A 20886-nucleotide genomic window follows, 5' to 3' on the forward strand; every position below is an offset into this window, starting at 1 on the left:
TCGATCAGGTCACGGCCGGCCATGGGCCCGGCTCCAAAAGTGTCGTCACGGCGCTGGCGAACTCGCGCCAGTTGGCTCGGTCACCGGCAAGCTTCTCCTGGCCATCGGCGGTGAGTTGGTAGCTGCGCCGGCGACGCCCGTCGACGACCGACCAGGACCCGCTGATCAGTCCAGCGCGCTCGAGCCGGTGCAGCGCCGGATAGACCGTGCCGGTCGGCAGGTCGAAGCGGCCGCCGCTGCCGTCACGCAAGGCCTCCTTGATCGCATAGCCGTGCCGCGGCCCGTCGGTCAGCGTGGCCAGCAACAGAACGTCGAGGTGACCTTTCAAGGCTTGCGCATCCGCCCTCATAAGTAGTTATCCTACAACAAGCGAATAGGTAGTAATCCTAGCTATAGGCGGTGTACTTCGCGCACCCGATACAGACCCCGACCTCCGGATGAGCCCCCAGCCGCACCAGATCACGGTCCTCGAACTTGCCACCGCAGCACCAACACACTGGCGCCGACGGCTGGAACGTCTCCTCCGCAACGGTCATACCAGATCCGAACCGCTTCACGAGTCCGGCCGCCACGATCGCAGGTTTGGCCCGCGGCGTTGACAGACCGCCGGTTCCAGCCTCAGCAGGAGTCGCAGACAACATTTGTCCCGGAAACTAGGTACAATAGTTGTTATGGCTGATGCGACGCTGGTTCGGCTCGGCTCCATCGCGGAACACCGGTGGGGCCTGGTCACCACTGCCCAGGCCGAGGCGGCCGGTGTCTCCCGCAAGCAGCTTTCCCGGATGGCGTCAGCCGGCGCGATCGAGCGTGTTGCACAGGGCGTCTACCGGATGGCCGGGGCACCACCACAGGATCACGAGGCGCTCTACGCGACCTGGCTGGCCCTTGGCGGAGCGACCGCACCACGCACCGGGGCCGGTGTCGCATCGATCGTGGCGGCCGGCATCACGGCGGCGACCGTTCACGATATCGGCGACTTCTTCCTCGACGGCTTCGACTTCATGGTGCCTGCACGCAAAGGAACCCGGCTTCCCGGCGTGCGACTGCGCATCCGGCAACTGACCCGTGACGAGGTGATCCCCGTCCAGGGACTCCCCACGCTGACCGTCGAGCGAACACTCGCGGACCTGGTCGAACTCGGAACCGACGTGTCCCTGGTCGCCGGCGCCGTGCGTGACGCCGTGCGTGCAGACAAGCTGGTGGCACCCGACCGGTTCGCGTCTTACCTCGACCCCATCGCAGCCCAGCGCCGGAGCGACGGCGGCTCGCTGGCGAACGACCTGTTCGATCTGGCCGGCGTGAGCCCGCAAGGATGGGACCGTGACTGAGTACGGGGGCTACGCCGACTGGCGATCCTTGGAGCTGGCGATCAAGGACGCCGCGAAGAAGGCCGCGCAGCAAGCTGGCCCCGGTGTCAGCGCCGCCCGCGTCGACGCGAAGATTCGGCAGGCGCGGTTCGACCGGTTCCTCACGCGCGTCTTCGCTCAGGGCGAGCAGTCCGAGTGGCTGCTCAAGGGCGGGATGAGCATGCTCGCCCGCGTGCCCCGTTCGCGCACCACCAAAGACGTGGATCTGGCAGCGCAGCACGCGACCAATCTCGCCGAGGCTGAGAGAGCCCTGACCGAACTGGTCGACGTTGACCTTGGCGACCATCTCACGTTCCGGCTCATCCGCTCCGCGCCCACCGGCCTCGGCGACAACCAGCCCGGAGTAGCGACGCGGCGCTACGTCTTCGCCTGCATCGACGTCGACCACGACACCCAGATCGACACGGTCGTGGTCGACGTTGTAGTCGGTCCGCCGCCGATCGGTCGACCCGAGGCGATCGAGCCGGCCAACCGGCTCCATCTGCGCCGGGCACTCGTCACTCATCCCTACCGGCTCTATCCGGTCGCCGACCAGATCGCCGACAAGGTCTGCGCGACCATGGACACCAACTATCCCGGCGGGAAGCGCAGCAGCCGCGTCAAGGACCTGGTCGACCTCGTCGTGCTGGCGCGCACCCAGACAGTGGCCCTGCACGAGCTACGGAACGCGATCACAGCCAAACAGAACCTCAGCGACATCGATCCGTTCGGACACTTCGACATCCCCGCCGACTGGACCCGGACCTACCCCAAGACAGCCAAAGGCGTACCAGCAGCTGAATCATTCACCGCGCAGACCGCAGCAGAACTCGTCGCCACCTTCATCGACCCCGCCCTCGACAAGAACTCGAACACCGCAACCTGGAACCCCCAACGCCTGACCTGGTCGAACGCCCACAACGACCCGGGATCAGCCCCCGGGAACGAGTGACGCACCATTCGCAACCACCCAGAAGACTTTGCGCGAAGCCGCCACGGCTACCCAGTCGTAGACACTCACCACGAGTCGTGGCTGGCGAGCCGCGGACCAGCGTCGATTCCTTGCCTAGAGGGCTAGCCGATCGTCAGGGCCTGGGCTGTAGGAAGGCTGGGCCGGGTAGGAGTCGGCGGAGGGTTTCCAGTTGCTCTGGGACCACGGAGTACCAGGACCAGAGGCCGCGCTTTTCGCGGGCGAGGATGCCGGCGGTGACGAGGATCTTGAGGTGGTGGCTGATGGTGGGCTGGCTGAGGTCGAGGGGCTCGGTCAGGTCGGCGACGCATGCTTCGCTGTTCGGGCTGGCCTCGATCATGGCGAGGAGCTGGAGGCGAGTGGGGTCCGAGAGTGCTTTCAGGACTGTGGCGAGGCGTTCGGCCTCCTCGCGCTCGATCGCGACGCCGGTGACCTGGTGGGTGAACTCGTCGGCTGGAGCACCGGCCTTGGCCGCGGCGCTTCGACGGTTGTTCACTTCTGCAGTCTAGATCGCTGCCCTCACAGCAACCGGACCGACCTACTTTTTATTCATCCAACGGTTGCTCGATGTGAGGTGGCCCTTCACGCAACTGCCCCGCGGTCCGGGCCGGACGGCGGGGCAGTTGACAACGAGAGTCAGGCGCCGATCTCGCCGCCGTCGGGTCGCCAGGTGACGATTACGGCCGGGCGGGCGAAGTTGCCGTCGGGCCAGGTGCTGGCCGGCTGGTCGACGGTCGCGCCGGTGATCTCGCCGGGGTGCTGCACGGACACCACGACCGACCGGTTGTCGGGCAGTACGGCGGCAGATGCCTGCTCTGCTCCACGGGGTACGGAGAGGAACTGCTTGACCTTGCCCCGGTCGGGCCCTTCTACGGCGACGGCGAAGAGGCCGTCGTGGTAGTTCGTGCCGGTGTGGTCGGTCAGCGCGTTGCCGTCCGTGGAGATCCACAGGTTGCCGTGGGCATCGAAGTCGAGGTTGTCGGGGCAGGAGATCGGCGAGACCTTGGTCTTGTCGTAGCCCGCGAAGTACGTCGACGGGTCGGCGGGGTCACCGCAGACGATCGGCAGCGACCACTTGAACGTCTCGCTGTCGTGGTCACCGTCCTCGACCAGTTCCAGAACCTGGCCGTGCTTGTTGGCGTTGCGCGGCGCCGCCTCGTCCGCGGGCGCCCGGCCGGCCGCGCCACGGTTGGAGTTGTTGGTCAACGCGACGTACACCTTGCCGGTCACCTTGCTGACCTCGATGTCCTCCGGCCGGTCCATCTTGGTGGCTCCGGCCTTGTCGGCGGCCAGCCGGGTGTGGACGAGCACCTCGTCGACGGCCATGCCCGCAATCAGCGACTTCCCGTCGCGGACCAGCGGGACCCAGCGGCCGGTTCCGTTGAAGGCGCCGTCGCTGGGCAGCTTGCCGCTTCCGTCGATCTCGCTCGCACTGGTGAAGCCGAGCACGGCGACGTACAGGGTGCCCGATTCCAGCAGACGCCGGTTGTTCTCGCGGTCGGACTTGCTGCTGCCCTGGCGGAGCTTGCGGTCCGAGACGAACTTGTACATGTAGTCGAAGCGCTCGTCGTCGCCCATATAGGCCGCGACCTTGCCGGAGTCGGCCACCGCGAGGGCAGCGCCCTCGTGCTTGAACCGGCCCAACGCGGTGTGCTTGACCGGTGTCGACTCGGGATCGTATGGGTCGATCTCGACGATCCAGCCGAACCGGTTGGCCTCGTTCGGATTCTTGGCCAGATCGAAGCGGGCGTCGGCCTTGTCCCAGTACCGACTGCCCGACGGATAGCGCTTGGAGATGTCGATCCCGTACCGTGCCAGGGCCGGCTTGGCGGCAGCGGGCGCGCCGTCGGCTCCGACGAAGTACTGGTTGAAATTCTCCTCCCCCGATAGCACTGTTCCCCACGGCGTCAGGCCGCCCGAGCAGTTGTTCAAAGTTCCGAGCACCCGTACGCCGCCCGGGTCGGCCTGCGTCCGCAGCAGAGCTGATCCGGCAGCCGGGCCGCTGAAACTCATCGGCGTGGTGGCGGTGAGCCGGCGGTTGTAGCGGCGACGGCCACGAGTGACCACCTGCCATTCACCCGTACCGTCGACACGCTCGACCTCGACCATGCTCAGGCCGTGAGCCTGCAAGGCGATCCGCATCTGCTCCACAGTCGCGGTCGCTCCCCCGGCGTACCCGCGGAACATCAACTCCTCGTTGGTGTACTCGTGGTTCACCACGAGCAGCCCGCGGCTGAACCGGCGATCCAGCGGCACCACGACGAGGAAGTCGTTGTTGTAGCCGAACTGGCGAGCCTGTGCAGCGGCGCTCTGCCGATCGACGTTGAACTCCGGCGCGCCCGGCAGGATCGGGTCGCCCCAGCGAATCAGCACCTGGTCGTCGTACCCGTTCGGGACGATCACCGTGTCCAGGGTGTTCGGCGGGATCGGCTTGAAGGTCAGGCCGGCACCGGACGCGGGCTTGGTTGAAGAAGCAGCGGCCGAGGCCCTTCCGGTCGGGGCGGCCGCGGCCGGCGTGGCGCCGACTGCACTGGCGCCGATGACGAGCGCGCCGGCGGCTCCGGCTTTGAAGATCCCGCGCCGCGATACCTCGGCGGTGACGGCGTCACCGAAGTACGCGTTCTCGGAGGAGTTCGGGGCAGGGTGCGCGCAGGCATTGCCGCAGCGGTACAGGCACGTCATGGAGCTCCGGCCGCCGTGGCCTTCGGCCAGTGGCAGGAATCGGCGAGGCTCGTTGGCAAGCGTCATCGCGAGGTATCCCCCTCAAGGAGAACGGTTTCTGAGCGGTCGCGGCGACACTAACAACCGCATCAGCACTCATCTATGTAGTCACCGGTGGCCACTCGGTGACCATCAGATGAACGAAGAGCCGATGGTCACCGAACGGAGGCAGTCCGTCACCTACACCGACAGTGCATCGACATTCGTCTATGTGAAGGTGCTTGATCACTTCGCGTTCACCTGGCGTTTACATCGAAGATCTTCGATCTAACTGTTACGTGAACGCGTGACGAGTCGCTGCGTCCCGACGGCGTCGGGGCCCAACTCTGGAGGGTTGCCCGGTGGTCATCCGCCCGGTCAAGCACATGCGTTACCTCGCCGTATCGGCAGCTGCCCTACTCGCCTTGTCCGCGTGTGGGGGCAACAACAACGACACGCCCGCCGGGGGTGGCAGCGGTGATGCGCTGTCCGGGCAGGTGGTCGTCGATGGATCCAGCACCGTCGAGCCGCTCACCGCTGCCGCGGGCGAGCTGTTCAAGGAGGAGCAGAAGAGCGTCGACGTGGCCGTCGGCACCTCCGGCACCGGTGGTGGCTTCAAGAAGTTCTGCGCCGGCGAGACCGACATCTCCAACGCCTCCCGGCAGATCAAGGACGAGGAGAAGGCGCTGTGCACCAAAAACGGCGTGAAGTTCTCCGAGATCCAGGTCGCCAACGACGCCCTCACCGTCGTGGTCAACAAGGAGAACTCCTGGGTCGACTGCCTGACCGTCGCCCAGCTGAAGAAGATCTGGGAGCCGAAGTCGCAGGTGAAGACCTGGGACCAGGTCGACCCGAAGTTCCCGAAGGAGCCACTGCCGTTGTACGGCGCGGGGTCGGACTCGGGCACCTTCGACTACTTCACCAAGGAGATCAACGGCAAGGAAGGCGCCAGCCGCACCGACTACAACCCGACCGAGGACGACAACGTCACCGTCCAGGGTGTCTCCGGCGCCAAGGGTGCTCTCGGCTACTTCGGCTTCTCGTACTTCGAGGAGAACGCGGCCAAGCTGAAGGCGGTCAAGGTCGACGGCGGCAAGGGCTGTGTCGAGCCCTCGGTAGCAGCCGCCCAGGACGGTAGCTACACACCGCTCTCGCGGCCGCTGTTCATCTACCCGTCCGACAAGGGCCTGGCCAAGAAGCAGGTCCTGGGCTTCGTCGAGTTCTACCTCGAGAAGAACCAGGAGATCGTCGAGGCCGCCAAGTTCGTGCCCCTGACGGATGAGCAGAAGACCAAGGCGAAGGCCGAACTGGACAAGCTGAAGGCTCAGGCCGGTTCGTGACCACGTCCCGCTCCACGGCAGAGACGGCGGGTGGTCGCTCCAGCGGGAGCGGCCGGCCGCCGGCCTGGCGCGGGTCGACGATCGATCTGGGCCAGCAGCACCCGCGGTACGGCGAACGTGTCATCAAGGTGATCCTGGTCGGAGCGGCCTGGTTGTCGGTCGCGGTGACGATCGGCATCGTGGTCTCGCTGCTCGCGCCGACCGTCACGTTCTTCACTCATGTCGGACTCGGGGCCTTCCTCTTCGGGACTGAGTGGACCGGTGGGTTCGGGAACAAGTTCGTCTGGGACGACAAGTCCTGGGGTGTGCTGCCGCTGGTCGTGGCCACCGCGATCGTGACGGTGATCGCGCTCGCGGTCGCCGTTCCGCTGGGGCTCGGCGCAGCGATCTACCTGAGCGAGTACGCCTCCGAGCGAGTCCGGAAGGTGCTCAAGCCGGTCCTCGAGGTTCTGGCCGGCATCCCGACCGTGGTCTACGGCTTCCTGGCCTTGACCATCTTCACGCCGATCCTCGCCAACCTGGTGCAGTTCAACACCATTCACAACATGCTCTCGCCAGGCATCGTGATGGGCTTCATGATCGTCCCGACCGTTGCGTCGTTGGGTGAGGACGCGATGTCCGCGGTACCGCTGGCGCTGCGCCAGGGCTCGTACGCGCTCGGCGCGAACCGGATGAAGACGACATTGCGGGTCGTGTTCCCGGCTGCTTTGTCCGGCATCGTCGCGGCGATCGTGCTCGGGATCTCCCGGGCCGTCGGTGAGACCATGATCGTCACGATCGCCGCCGGCAGCCGGGCCCAGCTGACCTTCGATCCGCGCGAGGGCGCCCAGACCATGACCGGGTTCATCGCCCAGATCGCCAGCGGTGACGCGCCTCAGGGTTCGCCCGTCTACTACTCGTTGTTCGCCGTGGGTGCGCTGCTGTTCGCGGTCACGCTGCTGATCAATCTGGCCAGCATCCGTTTGGTGCGCAAGTACAGGCAGGTCTACTGATGACGACTGCGACATTGACCCGCGCCAACCCTTTGACGGGTGGCCGCCGGCGAGACGGAATCGCTTCGGCGGTCTTCGCCGGACTCTTGTGGCTGTGCCTGGCCCTGATCTGCGTGTTCCTGTTCTTCATGCTCGCGGTCATCGTCCAAAAAGGAGTGGCTCGGCTCGACCTCAACCTGATCACCAAGCAGCCGTCCAAGATCCGGCCGGAGACAGCAGGCGTACAGAGCGCCCTGCTCGGTACCTTGTGGGTCGGCGGTATCACGGCCCTTATCGCGATGCCGCTCGGAATCGCCGCGGCGGTCTACCTGGAGGAGTACGCGAACCCGGCGAAGTGGTGGAACCGGGCGATCGAGCTCAACATCCAGAACCTGGCTGCCGTACCGGCCGTCATCTACGGCATCCTGACGCTCGGCTTTATCGTCCGCGGCCCGGTGTCGATCGGCGCGGTCGTGATGGCGGGCGGAGTCGCGCTGGCGCTGCTGATCCTGCCGGTCATCATCATCACCACCAGGGAAGCATTGCGATCGGTACCCCGAGAGATCCGCGACGGTTCCCTCGCCCTGGGCGCCACCCAGTGGCAGACCACCTGGCGCCAGGTCCTGCCGGCCGCAGTACCGGGTATCGCGACCGGTTCGATCCTGGCGATGTCGCGAGCGATCGGTGAGGCCGCGCCGCTCATCCTGGTCGGCGCCACCACGTTCGTCACGTTCAACCCCGACGGGGTGCTGTCGAAGTACACGACCCTGCCGGTGCAGATCTACAACCTCGTACCGCAGGACCGGCAGGCGTTCCGCGATCTCGCGTACGCCGCGATCCTGCTGCTCATCGTCGTCCTGTTGGCCATGAACGCCGTCGCGATCTGGCTGCGCAACCGCTACCAGCGTCGCTGGTGAGCACGCACACCCCGGGAGACCACCCCATGACCAACGTCGAACCAGACCTCGCCACCGTTCCCGAGACCGTCGGCGCGGCGGGCGCACCGCACCAGATCCACGTGGAGCTGGGAGATCGCGGCAACCACCGCGTACCGGCCGGCGAACCAGACGGTGTGATCGAGCTGGCGAACCTCGAGGTCTTCTACGACAAGTTCCTCGCTGTCTCCGGCGTCGACATGCTCTTCGGCAGCAAGGAGATCACCGCGCTGATCGGCCCGTCCGGTTGCGGAAAGTCGACGGTACTGCGCTGCCTCAACCGGATGAACGACCTTGTCCCCGGCGCCCATGTCTTCGGCGACGTGCGGTTCCACGGCGTCGACATGTACGGCCCCGGGGTCGACGTGATCGAAGTACGGCGCCGGATCGGGATGGTCTTCCAGAAGCCGAACCCGTTCCCCAAGTCGATCTACGACAATGTTGCCTACGGCCCCCGTGTCACCGGGATGAAGACCGACAACATGGACGATGTGGTCGAGCAGGCACTCCATGGCGCCGCCTTGTGGGACGAGGTGAAGGACAAGCTCAAGCAGAGCGCCTTCGGTTTGTCCGGCGGGCAGCAGCAGCGGCTTTGCATCGCGCGCACGATCGCCACCAGCCCGGAGGTGATCCTGATGGACGAGCCGTGCTCGGCGCTGGACCCGATCGCGACGGCCAAGATCGAGGACCTGATGGTCGATCTGGCCAAGACGTACACGATCATCATCGTCACCCACAACATGCAGCAGGCGGCGCGCGTCTCGCACCGGACAGCCTTCTTCACCGCGGCGGCCGACGAGCACGGCCAGCGCACCGGCCGGCTGGTCGAGTTCGACAACACCGGCAAGATCTTCGGCAACCCGGCCGACCAGCGCACGGAGGCCTACATCACCGGCCGGTTCGGCTAAAGCGATGACCAGTTCGGTGGTGAACGCGTGGGAGTCGGACAGCTCCCAGTTCCATGCCCGGCGCCGCGCCTCCCTGTCCGGCACCGAGAAGGTCCATCACCGTGTCGTCGTCCTGCTGGTCGACAACGGCGAGGAGGTGGCCCAGTTCGTCAAGGCGATCGAAGGTCAGCCTGTCGAGCTGCACGTGTGCGCGGAGCCTGCCGAGGCTCTGCTCCAGGTCGGCCGGCTGAGTCCGGACGTGGTCATTCTCGGTCCGGGTGGTGGGCTGCTGGATCCGATCGACTTCCTCACCGTAATCCGCGCTGACGATCCACAACTTCCCGTCGTGGTCGGCGCCGGCGCCGACTGCCCCGACTTCACCGTCCGGGCACACAATGCCGGTGCCAGCGCGGTGATACCGCGGCCGTTTCGGGTTCGCGAACTGCTTGCCTTGGTCAACTCGTTGTCTCCGACCGCGCACCAGGTCGAGCTCAGGCCGTTGGCCATCGATCTCGGCCGGCTCCGGGTGGACGGCGCCGTACCGCAGATGTGGCTGGACGGCCGGCAAGTAGAACTACCGCCGATGGAGTTCCTGCTGCTGAGGTTCTTCGCCGAACGGGTCGGGGCTCTTCTCACCCGCCAAGAGGTCCTCGACGGCGTCTGGGGCCAGGGCGCCTCCGTCCGCAGCAACACGCTCAACGTGCACGTCATGCGGCTGCGCAAGCGACTCGGCGACGATGACCAGAATCCCCGCTGGATCCGCGCCGTCCGCGGTCTCGGCCTCCAGTTCAGCGTGCCCGAACCCGAATCGGTGACCGGTGGTGGCGCCGCACCGAGCGTGGGTGAAGAGTTTGCCGGATGATGGCTGAAGAGGCCACCAGCGTTCGATCCGGTCTGCTGACCTGGCCTGGTCCGGCTGGGTCGCCGGGCGGAGACGACGGGAGCTGAGGTCTGTGCGGGTACTGATTGTGGGCGGGAGCGATGCGGGCGTGAGCGCGGCCCTCAGGGTGCGCGAGGTTGCGCCCGACACCGAGGTCACGATGCTGGTCGCGGACGTCTACCCGAACTTCTCCATCTGCGGAATCCCCTACCACCTGTCCGGCGAGGTCCCCGCCTGGCAAGACCTCGCCCACCGCACCATCGCCGAGATCGAAGCAACCGGCATCGCACTCCGGACTAACCACCTCGCCACGGCCATCGACACCGACGCGAAGGTAGTCACCGCAACGACAGACGGCGGCCAGGTCGAGCTCGGCTACGACCGCCTGGTCATCGGCACGGGCGCCGAGCCACTGCGACCGCCCATCGCGGGCCTGGACACCCTCGGACCTGACGACGGAGTCCATCTGCTCCACACGATCGACGACGCTCGCCGTCTGGATTCCGGCCTCGTACGCCGCGGCGCCCGCCAGGTGATCATCATCGGTGCGGGCTACATCGGCATCGAAATGGCCGAGGCACTCACCAACCGCGGCCTTGAGGTCACCGTCTTGGAGCGTCTGGAGACCGTCCTGCCCCGCACCCTTGACCGCGAACTCGCCGAAGACATCTCGGCAGAACTGGTCAAGCACGGCGTCGAGGTCAGCTGCGGTACCACCGTGGCCGAGATCCACCGCGATGGTGACCAGCTGGTCGTCACGGCCGATGACGGAACCCGTCGCGGGGATGCTGTCCTGGTGGTCAGCGGAGTCACCCCGGACAGCGAACTGGCCGCGTCGGCCGGCGTCAAGGTTGACCGGCGCGGCACGATCATCGTCGACCGCCGGATGCGGACGAACGTCCCCGACCTCTGGGCCGCCGGCGACTGCGTCCACACCCATCACGTACTGCTCTCCGAGCCCAGCTACGTTCCGCTCGGCACCACCGCTCACAAACAGGGCCGCGTGGCAGGCGAAAACGCAGCGGGTGGTGATCGTGAGTTCGCCGGCATCGTCGGCACCCAGGTCGTCCGGGTCTTCGACCGGGTAGTGGCCGCAACCGGCCTTCGAGACGCGGAGGCGAGCGCTGCCGGATATGAGCCGCGGACCGTTCAGACCACCGTCGACGATCACAAGCGCTACTACCCCGGCGCGACTCCCATCGACATCCGGATCACCGGCGACCGCAGTACGGGCCGGCTTCTCGGCGCTCAACTCGTCGGCACTCACGGCGCCGAGATCGCCAAGCGCGTCGACACCTACGCCGTCGCACTGCACAAAGGCCTGACCGTCGACCAGCTACTCGACCTTGACCTGTCCTACACACCACCGCTGGGCAGTCCCTGGGACGCCGTCCAGCTAGCCGCGCAGGCCTGGCTCGCCGCGCATTAACCCACCCAGTCAGCGGAGGCAGACACCATGCGCGAGACCTACCACGAGCAGCTCGACGAGATCCTGGTCGAGCTCGAACGGATGACCCGCAGCGTGTCGACGGCCGTACGTCGTTCGACCAGCGCGCTGCTGACCGCCGATCTCGGAACTGCCGAAGAGGTGATCGCCGCCGACTCCACGCTCGACATCAGCGGCGAGGCCGTCGAGGAGAAGGTGTTCGACCTGATGGCCCGGCAGGCCCCCGTCGCCAGCGAGCTGCGGACGCTGGTCGCCGCACTGCGGATGGTCGCGGACCTGGAGCGGATGGGCGACCTGGCCGCGCACATCTCGAAGATCGCCCGGATGCGGTACCCGGCACCCGCCATCCCAACCGAACTCCAGAGCGTGATCGCGGACATGGGACGGGTCGCCGAGCGGATGGTGAACCAGGCCGGCGACGTGATCCAGACCCGCGACGTCGAGGCCGCCCACCGGCTGGAATCCACCGACGATGAGATGGACAAACTCCGCAGCAGCCAGTTCCGCCTCATGATGGACGACTCCTGGCCACACGGCGTCGAGGTCGCCGTCGACATCGCCCTCCTCGGCCGGTACTACGAACGTATCGCCGACCACGCCGTCTCGATGGCCCGCCGAGTCATCTTCCTCGTCACCGGCGAACTACCCGCTCCGCAGTAACCCGCCGACCGGCAAGCGCTAGCAGCCCGACTGGCCGGCGGGCTTGGTCTCGGTGACGGTCAGCAAACCTCCGCTGATTCCCGTCGCCAGCCCACGCCCGGCAGGCGCGGCGATGGAGACTGCTTGGGGAGCGGGTCCGCAGCAGCCGCCTGAAGTTTCTGCTTCGCTTACTGCGAGGTTCGAAGAGCAGACACCGGTTTCGGGCAGGTGCAGTTGGACGTCGCGGGCTGCGTCCAGGTCACCGGCCAAGGCCGCGACGACCGAACGGGCCTGCTCGTAGCCGGTCGCCAGCAGGAACGTTGGCGCCCGGCCGTACGACTTCGCACCGATCGCGTAGTACCCCTGTTCGGGGTGCGCCAGTTCGTCGACGCCGTGTGGGGGAACCGTTCCGCACGAGTGCTGGTTGGGGTCGATCAGCGGTGCCAGCGCGCGGGTCGATCCCAGGATCGGGTCCAGGTCGAGGCGCAGCTCGGAGACCACGTCGTGGTCCGGGCGGAAGCCGGTCGAGTTGACCACGGTGTCCGCGACCACTCGCCGCTCCCCCGCAGCAAGCTCGACGCGGCCGTCTGGAGTCTTCGCCGCAGCCTCGATCCTGAAGCTGCTGACCAGTTCGATCCGGCCGGACTTCACCAGGTGCTGCAACCTGGAGCCCAGGGCACCACGGGCCGGCAGCTCGTCACCGTCCCCGCCGCCGTAGGTGCGCGACTGGTCCGCGCCCCGCACGACCCAGACGATCTCGGTGCCAGGGACCTGGTCCGCCAGTTCGCCGAGGTCGAGAAGTGTCGTGGCAGCAGAGTGGCCCGCGCCGACTACCGCAGTACGGCGGCCTGCGAAGCGGCTGCGCTCGCGGCCGAGCACGTCCGGCAGCGCACGTGAGATGCCGTCGGCGACCTCGGCTTCTCCGCGTGCGGGGATTCCCGAAGCTCCAAGGACATTCGGGCGGCGCCATGTCCCGGCGGCGTCGATCACGGCACCGGCGAGGATCTCGCTTCCGTCGGCGAGCCTTACGAGGAAGGGCGCCTCTTCGCGTCCCGCAGTACGGATGCGGTCGAAGCCGACCCGGGTCACGGCAGCCACCTGGCCGTCGTACCGGATGTGGTCGGCAAGTTCCGGCGACTTGGCCAACGGGCCGAGATAGGAGTCGATCAAGTCACCGCCGGTGGGCAACGCTTCCAGGTCGGGCGCTGTCCAGCCCGCCCGCTCCAGCAGGCGCCGGGCCGCGCTGTCGATGTCGTAGCGCCACGGGCTGAAGAGCCTCACGTGCCGCCATTCGTCGATCGCCGCGGCCACGTTCGGGCCTGACTCCAGTACGACGAAGTCCAGACCGCGTTCGGACAGGTGAGCAGCGGCGGCGAGGCCGATCGGGCCCGCACCGATCACTACGACCGGCAGGTCCTTTACCACGAGGTTCATCGCGTTTCTCCAAGCTGTGCAGGGGTTTTGACGAGCTGTCGAACAGTGGCCAGCACGAGGCCGGCCGAAGCGAGCAGAGTTCCTGGATCGACGCGATCCGGTGTCTCCGCGGGAGTTTGGTAGCCGGGCATGCCCATCCCGATCCCGACGGCAGGTAGCCCCGCCGCGGCGTAGCGACGGTTGTCGGACGCCATCGCGCCAGCCCGAAGCGGTACGCCGGTTTGGCGGCCGGCCTGATCGAGGGCGGCCAGCAGTGGTTCGGCTGGACCACCTGCCTCGACAGCGGCCGCATCACCGAGCTGGGCCGCGCCATCGACGTTGATCACGTACGTTCCCGCCGGAACCTGGGGCGCGTGATGAGCTGAGCCTCGGGCACCGGCCTCTTCGGCATCGAGCAACGCCACGCTCAACGCGACGCCAGGTTCAGCGGCAAGGATGCGGGCCGCTTCAAGGGCGACGGCGACACCAGAAGCGTTGTCGGCCGCTGCAGGCAGTCGCTGCTCCGGGTCGTCACCGACTCCGTCGTAGTGGGCGGTCAACAGCACGCGAATGCCCGCAGTACCGAAGTCGCCGTGCACGCTCGTGCCCGTGGCCGTGATCGTGTGCAGCGGCATCGTCACGGTGACCTCACCTGCCAACTCGGCATGGAGATCGGTGCGGACCGAGACGATGGGAATCTCGCCGGTGGCCGGTCCCGCGATCATCTTGGGCATCCAGCCGGCCTCGTCGACGCCGCGCGGGACGAGCAGTCCTGCTGCACCTTCTGAGGAGGCCCGGGCGATCGTCTCCACATCGGCAGCTCGGACCACGATCCAGCGGTCCTGCCAGGAATCGGCAGTCTCTGCGGCCAGCGGGCCGGACAACGGCTCGGTCACTTCGCTCGTGGTGAGCTGTTCGGCGAAGTCGCGCCGGTGTACCAGCGGCTGGTTGTTGTAGACCAGGCTTGGAGTGGCGCGGAGTTCCTTCACGCCGGTGACCGGGAAGTTGTCCAGGGCAACGGTTGCGCCGAGCTCCTCGAGACGGCTTGCCAGCCACTGCGCGGCAGCCTGACCGCCGACGGTCCCGACCCGGCGGCCGACGTACCGGTCGGCGGCCAGCTCCTTGACGGTTGCCGTCATCCGGTCAACGGAGGCGTCGTCGAGACCGGCCACCGTGGCCACGACCGGCCCCGGCGACGCCGCGGTCATCCGCAGCACCCACTACCGGCTGCGACAGGCTCCGCCGCCGCGGTCGATCCGCAGCAACTGCCCGCCGCGACAGGCGCATCGGTGCCGCAGCAACCGCCTGCCGCCTCTGAGGTCGTCTCACTGCTCGGGGCGCTGCCGCAACAGCTTCCTGCTGCGGGCGGATTGAAGGCTTCCGCCGGACTGCCTGCGAATCCGCCGGCGGTCGCCTCTGCCGTGTTCATATCTGTCAGCCTCCTCGTTGCCTGGCGGGTCACCGCCGGGACAACATTGATCTTCATCTAATCAGCGATGCCCAGCTTGCATCCTGTTTCGATAAGAGTCAAGATAGACACATGTCGAATCAGGCGGTTGTCGAACAGCGCAGCGGTGGATGCTGCACGCCGATCATGGTTGCGCCGCTGGACCCGGCCGCTGCCGCCGACGGCTCAGCCGTCTTCAAGGCCTCTCGGACCCGATCCGTCTCCGCTTGATGTCGATCATCGCCTCGGCGGGGAAAGAGGTCTGTGTGTGCGACATCACCGGCTTCTTCGACGTCAGCGCCCCGACCATCTCGCACCACCTGCGAGTCCTCCGTGAGGCAGGGCTCGTCGATTGCGAGCGCCGTGGCACCTGGGTCTACTACTGGCCACTACCTGAGCGGCTGACCTGGCTGTCGACCCTGGTGTCGGTGCCGACAGCAACGGTCTGACCGACGCGCTTCACCTGCTGTTCATCGACATACATCAATGTGGGCCGCGCCCACCGGCCGACCGTCAGGAGCTTCGCCATGCCCACGACCGCGGAAGACCTCGCTCTTCTCGATGTCGACACCGTACTGACGCGCGCCGCGGAACGACTCTCCGACCGTTTCGCCGGCGTCTTCAGCCCCGAGACCGTCGACCGCTACGTGCACGAGTCGTACGTCGCACTGTTCCGCACGGCCAAGGTCCAGCGCCACCTACCCGCGCTGGCCGAACACTTCGCCACCGACCGGCTGACCGCCCTGGCCCACGCCAAGGGTGCTGTGACCAGTCCGGTCCCGCAGGTGCTGTTCCTGTGCGTCGCGAACGCCGGACGCTCCCAGATGGCGGCAGCCCTGCTCACCCACCACGCCGAGGGCAAGGTGGTCGTCCGCTCAGCCGGATCACAACCCGGCGGCGAACTCGAGGAGCCGGTCGCACCGATGCTGAACGAGCTCGGCATCGACCTGAACAACGCCTACCCGAAACCGTTGACCGACGACGTCGTCCGGGCTGCCGACGTGGTGGTGACCATGGGCTGCGGCGATGCATGCCCGGTACTCCCTGGCAAGCGGTACTACGACTGGGCCATCGATGACCCAGCCGGCCAGCCTGCTGACGTCGTACGGCGGATTCGTGACGACATCGACGTCCGGGTTCGGGCCCTGCTGGCCGAACTGACCGACAACTCGTGACCACCCCGACCCAGCTGGAGCTGAATCTGTGAGCGACCTCGTAGCCGAGACCAGGACCACCGACGACGGATCATTCGTTGCCAAACTCTCTTTCCTGGATCGGTTCCTGGCCATCTGGATCCTGCTGGCGATGGGCGCCGGGCTGCTGCTCGGCCGGGTGATCCCCGGCCTGGACGACGCCCTCGACGCGGTCAAGGTCGGCTCGGTGAGTCTCCCGATCGCGATCGGGCTGCTGCTGATGATGTACCCGGTGCTGGCCAAGGTCCGCTACACCGAGACCGCCAGGGTCACCGGTGACCGCCGCCTCCTGATCGCGTCGCTGGTGCTCAACTGGGTCCTCGGGCCGGCGCTGATGTTCGCGCTGGCATGGCTGCTGCTGCCGGACCTGCCGGAGTACCGGACTGGTCTGGTGATCGTCGGCCTGGCCCGATGTATCGCGATGGTGCTGATCTGGAACGACTTGTCCTGCGGGGACCGCGAAGCGGCCGCAGTACTGGTCGCGATTAATTCCGTCTTCCAGATCATCGCCTTCGCGGCGCTCGGCTGGTTCTACCTGCAGCTCCTGCCGGGCTGGCTCGGCCTGGAGACCACGAGCGCCGAGTTCTCCGTCGGGGCGATCGCGGTGAGTGTGCTGGTCTTCCTGGGCATCCCACTGGTCGCCGGCTACCTGACCCGGACGATCGGAGAGCGTTCCAAGGGCCGCGACTGGTACGAGGGCCGCTTCCTGCCGAAGATCGGCCCGGTCGCCCTGTACGGTCTGCTGTTCACGATCGTCATGCTGTTCGCTCTGCAAGGCGATGCGATCACCAGCCAGCCGCTCGACGTCCTGCGAATCGCTCTCCCCCTGCTCGCGTACTTCCTTCTCATGTTCGGTGGATCCTTTGCCCTGGGCCACCGTCTCGGCCTCGGCTACGCCAAGACCGCGACCCTGGCTTTCACTGCCGCAGGCAACAACTTCGAGCTGGCCATCGCGGTCGCGATCGGCACGTTCGGCGTCACCTCAGGACAGGCCCTGGCCGGTGTGGTCGGACCGCTGATCGAGGTACCGGTTCTGGTCGCGCTGGTCTACGTGTCACTGTGGGCCAAGCGGCGTTTTTACCCCGAAACTGTCAACTAACCCGGCTGCTAGGAGCTTGTTCCATGTCTGACACGGTCCCCGAAGTCCTGTTCGTCTGCATCCACAACGCCGGCCGCTCGCAGATGGCCGCCGCGCTGCTCGACCACCACGCCGCGGGCCGGGTCGTCGTCCGGTCCGCCGGATCGCAGCCGGCCGACCAGCTCAACCCGGCAGTCGTCGCCGCAATGGCCGAGCTGGGCCTGGACATCTCCAAGGAATTCCCGAAGCCCCTCACCGACGACGCCGTCAAGGCGTCCGACGTGGTCATCACCATGGGCTGCGGCGACGAGTGCCCGTACTACCCCGGCAAGCAGTACCTCGACTGGAAACTCGAGGATCCGGCCGGTCAGGGCATCGACGCGGTCCGCCCGATCCGCGACGAGATCGACACCCGCGTCCGCGCACTCCTCGCCGAACTCGTCCCGTCCACCGACCCGGTCAACTGAACCAGCCGGCGGGACCACCGCGCGAGGTGCGCGTGGTGGTCATCGGCGGTGGCCAGGCAGCCCTGGCCACCGGGTTCTACCTGCGCCGCGCCGGTCTGGTTCCTGGCGAGGACTTCGTCATTCTCGATGCGGCCGAACATCCCGGTGGTGCCTGGGCGCAGATGTGGCCGAGCCTTCGCACCTTCTCACCTACCCAGCACTCGTCTCTGCCAGGCTGGATGATGCCCGCCTGGACTGCGGACAGCGGCTATCCGTTGGCGGCTCATGTGGTCGACTATCTGACCCGCTATGAGGAGCGCTACCAACTCTCCGTACTGCGGGGAGTCCGGGTGTCGTCAGTCCAGTACGGCGATCGCGGCCGTCTCGTCGTGTGCACAGCTCACGGCGACTGGATCGCGGAGCACGTCGTGTCCGCGACCGGAACGTGGTCCAGGCCGTTCGTACCGGCGTACCCCGGCCACTTCGGCGGACGCCAGCTGCACACGGCGCAGTACCGGCAGGCTTCTGACTTCGCTGATGAACGGGTGATGATTGTTGGCGGCGGCAACTCCGCGGCTCAGATCCTGGCCGAGGTGTCCGAGGTCGCCGACACAACCTGGGTGACCCTTCGACCACCGCGCTTCTTGCCCGACGAGGTCGACGGGCGCGCACTCTTCGAGATCGCCACCAACCGCCGTCGCACCCGCGAGGCCGGTGGACCTGACACCGGCGGCGTCGCGGGCCTCGGGGACATCGTCATGGTCGACAGCGTGCGCGCCGCCCGCGACCGCGACGTACTCCACGCCCGCGGGCCGTTCGAGCAACTCACACACGACGGTGCCCGCTGGCACGACGGCACCCAGCTCAGCGTGGACACCATCATCTGGTGCACCGGCTTCCGGCCCGCGCTCCACCATCTGACACCCCTCGGCCTCCGCGGGCCTGACGGCCTGATCGCGACCGAAGGCACGCAGGCCGTCAAGGAGCCCCGCCTCCACCTGGTCGGGTACGGCGACTGGACCGGCCCTGCCTCCGCCACTCTCATCGGCGTAGGCCAGACCACGCGCGCCCTGGCAGCGGAGATCACAGCAGCTCTTTGAGCAGCTCCCGGACCTGTTGTTCGATCTCGTCCCGGATCTGCCGCACCGCGGCCAGCGGCCGGCCTTCAGGGTCGTCGATCGGCCAGTCGAGGTACCGCTTGCCCGGGTAGACAGGGCAGGCGTCGCCGCAGCCCATCGTGATGACGACGTCGGCAGCCCTGACCACCTCGTCGGACAACGGTTTCGGGTAGGTACCGCCCAGGAAGACGCCGACCTCGTCCATCGCAGCGATGACATTGGAGTCCACGGCCGCGACCGGGAACGAGCCCGCCGACCTGACCAGGATCCGGTCCCCGGCCAACTGGCTCATCAGACCGGCCGCCATCTGCGAGCGCCCGGCATTGCGGACACACACGAACAACACCTCACTGCCGGATCCTGCGCTCTTCCCACTCGCCTTGGCCAGGGCGCTGAGCCGGTCCGCGGCGAAGCTGGCCGTCAGGGACGGGAGGAACCGGCGGATCCGGGAACGCGAAGCGAGCATCTCGTAGCTCTCGTCCACGTACCGCCTGACCGTCTCCGGCGAGAAGATCCCGGCGAAACGATCCGCCAACTGGCCCGCAATGTGCTCCAGTTGCCGATGCACCACAGCGCCGGCGGGATCCATCGAGACCCGGCTCTGGCTGGCCGGCGCGGGAGTGGGTCGCTGCTCCGCCACCTCGATCCCGAGCAAGGCCGCCAACTCCGCCAGGGCGTGATGAGTCGGCCGGTAGAAAGTGAACGACTGCCGCCGCTCGCGAATCAACAGCCCCGCCTCGCACAGTTGCCGCAGGTGGTGGCTGATCGTCGTCGGTGCCCCGTCCGCCTCGGCTGCAAGCTGACTACGGCTAACCTCCCCCGCGGGATGCGTCAGTACGACGCTCATCAACCGCAGCCGCACGGGATCGGCAACCGCACTCAGCAACGTCGCCCGATACTCCGCATCCTCCCGCGACAACGGGACCTGGAGCGACGGCCGGCGAGGCGGTTTTGACATGCGTCGATCTTCACACCTGTCTATATATGCGTCAACGCCGTCAGCAGCAGCTCTGGAGGTAGGCCTGTAGATCAGCGAGCGCCGTCGCACTCCCCTGCTTGTCCGCGCGGTACAGGACGGTTTTGCCTTCGCGGCGTGAGGTGACGATGCCGCCACGTCTGAGCAGGTCGAGTTGCTGGGATGCGGTCGACTGACCGATGCCGGCTTGTGCGGCCACCTCGTTGACGGACAGCTCGGCGCCACGCGCGAACAGCAGCATGATCCGCTGCCTGGTCGGACTCGCCAGGGCTTTGAGGAAGTCATGCGTCGCCGCGGAGAGTTCGACCGGCTCCGCGGCACAGGCGGGAGCTGCCTCGGTCTTGGTCTGCTTGGCCATCGCTGTCCCTCCGGGTCGATCGTGAGCCAGCCTAGCCCGTATCGTCATTTCGGCATATTGGGATATGAGGATATGTTGCCACCATGACTTCCTCTTCTGAACTCGTAGTGGTGGTTGGTGGCGGCCAGTCCGGCCTGGCGGGCGCGCGGGCTCTGCTGGACGTGGGCTTTCGGCCCGTGGTCCTGGAATCCGGGAGCCGTCCGGTGGGCTCCTGGCCGTCGTACTACGACTCGCTGACCTGCCGCGTCGGGAAATGTTCACCGCCTTCGACACTGACGGCGTGGCCTGGCCCGGCGGCGAGCACGAGCAGGTCGACGCGGTCCTATTCGCCACCGGCTACCGCCCCCACGTGCCGTACCTGCGAACCCTTGAAGCGTTGACCCCAGACGGCATGCCGCTGCACCGCCAAGGAGTGTCGACCACCCACCCTCGCCTCGCCTACCTGGGCGTCGAGTTCCAGCGATCGTTCTCGTCGAACACCCTGCGCGGCGTACACCGGGACGCGAGATTCGTCGCCGGCGCGTTGAAGCAGCAACTGACTCGCTGACTGTTGCTATTCGACGAAGACCCGCGGAAGGTTGCGACCGGTCAGCGCGATGCGGATGAGGCTGGCCGGTACCGCGAAGGCCATCGCCCAGGTCATCGCCGGAGCGGCGAGGGCGACAGCCGTGAGCATGCCGAGGTCGAGCAGGATCAACACTACGCTCGCCGGCCCGGCGAGCCGGACCGCCGCGCGGTTGTT

24 protein-coding genes and 1 pseudogene are annotated in these 20886 nt (G+C 67.1%); 17 read left to right on the forward strand and 8 right to left on the reverse strand.

Annotated elements, in window-relative coordinates:
- Nucleotides 1-4: 4 nt before the first annotated feature.
- The gene (locus tag A3ES_RS0144005) at nucleotides 5-349 is read right to left on the reverse strand and encodes a PadR family transcriptional regulator (RefSeq protein ID WP_020391165.1); all 345 of its coding nucleotides are present in this window, start codon (nucleotides 347-349) and stop codon (nucleotides 5-7) included.
- A gap of 322 nt (nucleotides 350-671) precedes the next feature.
- Here A3ES_RS0144005 and A3ES_RS50555 point away from each other — a divergent pair, with 322 nt between their 5' ends.
- The gene (locus A3ES_RS50555) at nucleotides 672-1328 is read left to right on the forward strand and encodes a type IV toxin-antitoxin system AbiEi family antitoxin domain-containing protein (protein WP_020393223.1); all 657 of its coding nucleotides are present in this window, start codon (nucleotides 672-674) and stop codon (nucleotides 1326-1328) included.
- Complete coding sequence (locus tag A3ES_RS0144015; RefSeq protein ID WP_020393224.1) at nucleotides 1321-2298, forward strand: nucleotidyl transferase AbiEii/AbiGii toxin family protein; 978 nt, start codon at nucleotides 1321-1323, stop codon at nucleotides 2296-2298. The genes A3ES_RS50555 and A3ES_RS0144015 overlap by 8 nt, the downstream gene beginning before the upstream one ends.
- Nucleotides 2299-2431: 133 nt before the next feature.
- Here A3ES_RS0144015 and A3ES_RS0144020 read toward each other — a convergent pair whose 3' ends face one another.
- A complete protein-coding gene (locus A3ES_RS0144020; RefSeq protein ID WP_020393225.1) occupies nucleotides 2432-2812 on the reverse strand; it encodes an ArsR/SmtB family transcription factor in 381 nt (126 codons plus the stop codon).
- A 140-nt stretch (nucleotides 2813-2952) separates the two neighbouring features.
- On the reverse strand, nucleotides 2953-5064 hold the full coding sequence (locus A3ES_RS0144025; RefSeq protein WP_020393226.1) for a PhoX family protein: 2112 nt from the start codon (nucleotides 5062-5064) through the stop codon (nucleotides 2953-2955).
- A 314-nt stretch (nucleotides 5065-5378) separates the two neighbouring features.
- On the opposite strand from A3ES_RS0144025, the gene A3ES_RS0144035 reads away from it, so the two are divergent.
- The 7 genes from A3ES_RS0144035 to phoU all read left to right on the forward strand — a co-directional run bounded on the left by A3ES_RS0144035 (nucleotide 5379) and on the right by phoU (nucleotide 12136).
- Nucleotides 5379-6356: a PstS family phosphate ABC transporter substrate-binding protein gene (locus A3ES_RS0144035; RefSeq protein WP_020393228.1), complete on the forward strand. Its 978-nt coding sequence runs from the start codon at nucleotides 5379-5381 to the stop codon at nucleotides 6354-6356.
- Nucleotides 6353-7348, forward strand: a complete 996-nt coding sequence (pstC, locus tag A3ES_RS0144040; RefSeq protein ID WP_020393229.1) for a phosphate ABC transporter permease subunit PstC — start codon at nucleotides 6353-6355, stop codon at nucleotides 7346-7348. The genes A3ES_RS0144035 and pstC overlap by 4 nt, the downstream gene beginning before the upstream one ends.
- Nucleotides 7348-8244: a phosphate ABC transporter permease PstA gene (gene pstA / locus A3ES_RS0144045; RefSeq protein WP_020393230.1), complete on the forward strand. Its 897-nt coding sequence runs from the start codon at nucleotides 7348-7350 to the stop codon at nucleotides 8242-8244. Before pstC ends, pstA begins: the two co-directional genes overlap by 1 nt.
- Before the next feature lie 26 nt (nucleotides 8245-8270).
- Nucleotides 8271-9170, forward strand: coding sequence for a phosphate ABC transporter ATP-binding protein PstB (gene pstB, locus A3ES_RS0144050; RefSeq protein ID WP_020393231.1), 900 nt, complete (start codon nucleotides 8271-8273; stop codon nucleotides 9168-9170).
- 4 nt (nucleotides 9171-9174) lie between these two features.
- Nucleotides 9175-10011, forward strand: coding sequence for a response regulator transcription factor (locus tag A3ES_RS50560; protein ID WP_020393232.1), 837 nt, complete (start codon nucleotides 9175-9177; stop codon nucleotides 10009-10011).
- Nucleotides 10012-10117: 106 nt separating this feature from the next.
- Nucleotides 10118-11458, forward strand: coding sequence for an FAD-dependent oxidoreductase (locus tag A3ES_RS0144060; protein ID WP_272944668.1), 1341 nt, complete (start codon nucleotides 10118-10120; stop codon nucleotides 11456-11458).
- A 27-nt stretch (nucleotides 11459-11485) separates the two neighbouring features.
- On the forward strand, nucleotides 11486-12136 hold the full coding sequence (gene phoU / locus A3ES_RS0144065; RefSeq protein WP_020393234.1) for a phosphate signaling complex protein PhoU: 651 nt from the start codon (nucleotides 11486-11488) through the stop codon (nucleotides 12134-12136).
- A gap of 18 nt (nucleotides 12137-12154) precedes the next feature.
- Here the strand turns inward: phoU and A3ES_RS0144070 are convergent, their stop codons facing one another.
- Both A3ES_RS0144070 and A3ES_RS0144075 read right to left on the reverse strand, forming a co-directional pair.
- Nucleotides 12155-13549 carry an FAD-dependent oxidoreductase gene (locus A3ES_RS0144070; protein WP_020393235.1) on the reverse strand — a complete coding sequence of 465 codons (1395 nt, stop codon included), beginning with the start codon at nucleotides 13547-13549 and terminating at the stop codon, nucleotides 12155-12157.
- Nucleotides 13546-14736 carry a M28 family metallopeptidase gene (locus tag A3ES_RS0144075; protein WP_040457171.1) on the reverse strand — a complete coding sequence of 397 codons (1191 nt, stop codon included), beginning with the start codon at nucleotides 14734-14736 and terminating at the stop codon, nucleotides 13546-13548. The genes A3ES_RS0144070 and A3ES_RS0144075 overlap by 4 nt, the downstream gene beginning before the upstream one ends.
- 332 nt (nucleotides 14737-15068) lie before the next feature.
- Here A3ES_RS0144075 and A3ES_RS56595 point away from each other — a divergent pair, with 332 nt between their 5' ends.
- From A3ES_RS56595 to A3ES_RS0144100, 6 genes are all read left to right on the forward strand, one after another.
- Nucleotides 15069-15206, forward strand: a complete 138-nt coding sequence (locus A3ES_RS56595) for a hypothetical protein (RefSeq protein ID WP_020393237.1) — start codon at nucleotides 15069-15071, stop codon at nucleotides 15204-15206.
- Complete coding sequence (locus tag A3ES_RS56600) at nucleotides 15206-15424, forward strand: ArsR/SmtB family transcription factor (RefSeq protein WP_020393238.1); 219 nt, start codon at nucleotides 15206-15208, stop codon at nucleotides 15422-15424. The genes A3ES_RS56595 and A3ES_RS56600 overlap by 1 nt, the downstream gene beginning before the upstream one ends.
- A 78-nt stretch (nucleotides 15425-15502) precedes the next feature.
- Entirely contained in the window at nucleotides 15503-16150 is a 648-nt protein-coding gene (locus A3ES_RS0144085; RefSeq protein ID WP_020393239.1) for an arsenate reductase/protein-tyrosine-phosphatase family protein, read from the forward strand.
- A gap of 28 nt (nucleotides 16151-16178) precedes the next feature.
- Nucleotides 16179-17267 carry an ACR3 family arsenite efflux transporter gene (arsB, locus tag A3ES_RS0144090; protein WP_020393240.1) on the forward strand — a complete coding sequence of 363 codons (1089 nt, stop codon included), beginning with the start codon at nucleotides 16179-16181 and terminating at the stop codon, nucleotides 17265-17267.
- Between the two features lie 23 nt (nucleotides 17268-17290).
- The gene (locus A3ES_RS0144095) at nucleotides 17291-17713 is read left to right on the forward strand and encodes an arsenate reductase ArsC (protein ID WP_020393241.1); all 423 of its coding nucleotides are present in this window, start codon (nucleotides 17291-17293) and stop codon (nucleotides 17711-17713) included.
- A gap of 35 nt (nucleotides 17714-17748) precedes the next feature.
- The gene (locus A3ES_RS0144100; RefSeq protein WP_020393242.1) at nucleotides 17749-18792 is read left to right on the forward strand and encodes an ArsO family NAD(P)H-dependent flavin-containing monooxygenase; all 1044 of its coding nucleotides are present in this window, start codon (nucleotides 17749-17751) and stop codon (nucleotides 18790-18792) included.
- Here A3ES_RS0144100 and A3ES_RS53290 read toward each other — a convergent pair.
- Together A3ES_RS53290 and A3ES_RS0144110 are read right to left on the reverse strand one after the other, a co-directional pair.
- Nucleotides 18776-19768 (reverse strand): arsenate reductase/protein-tyrosine-phosphatase family protein, encoded by a 993-nt coding sequence (locus A3ES_RS53290; protein ID WP_020393243.1) that lies wholly within the window; start codon nucleotides 19766-19768, stop codon nucleotides 18776-18778. The genes A3ES_RS0144100 and A3ES_RS53290 overlap by 17 nt on opposite strands.
- Before the next feature lie 40 nt (nucleotides 19769-19808).
- Complete coding sequence (locus tag A3ES_RS0144110) at nucleotides 19809-20144, reverse strand: ArsR/SmtB family transcription factor (protein WP_020393244.1); 336 nt, start codon at nucleotides 20142-20144, stop codon at nucleotides 19809-19811.
- A gap of 83 nt (nucleotides 20145-20227) precedes the next feature.
- Between A3ES_RS0144110 and A3ES_RS57395 the strand changes: the two are divergent.
- Nucleotides 20228-20317: pseudogene (locus A3ES_RS57395) on the forward strand (hypothetical protein); the annotation flags it as partial.
- 80 nt (nucleotides 20318-20397) lie between these two features.
- Complete coding sequence (locus A3ES_RS56605; RefSeq protein WP_020393245.1) at nucleotides 20398-20691, forward strand: NAD(P)/FAD-dependent oxidoreductase; 294 nt, start codon at nucleotides 20398-20400, stop codon at nucleotides 20689-20691.
- A 6-nt stretch (nucleotides 20692-20697) separates the two neighbouring features.
- Here A3ES_RS56605 and A3ES_RS0144120 read toward each other — a convergent pair.
- Nucleotides 20698-20886, reverse strand: a 189-nt coding sequence (locus A3ES_RS0144120) for a hypothetical protein (RefSeq protein WP_026163782.1), incomplete at its 5' end; no start/stop codon positions are given.

It is taken from the genome of Kribbella catacumbae DSM 19601 (assembly GCF_000372465.1).
In the GTDB taxonomy this organism is placed as follows: Bacteria; Actinomycetota; Actinomycetes; order Propionibacteriales; family Kribbellaceae; genus Kribbella; species Kribbella catacumbae.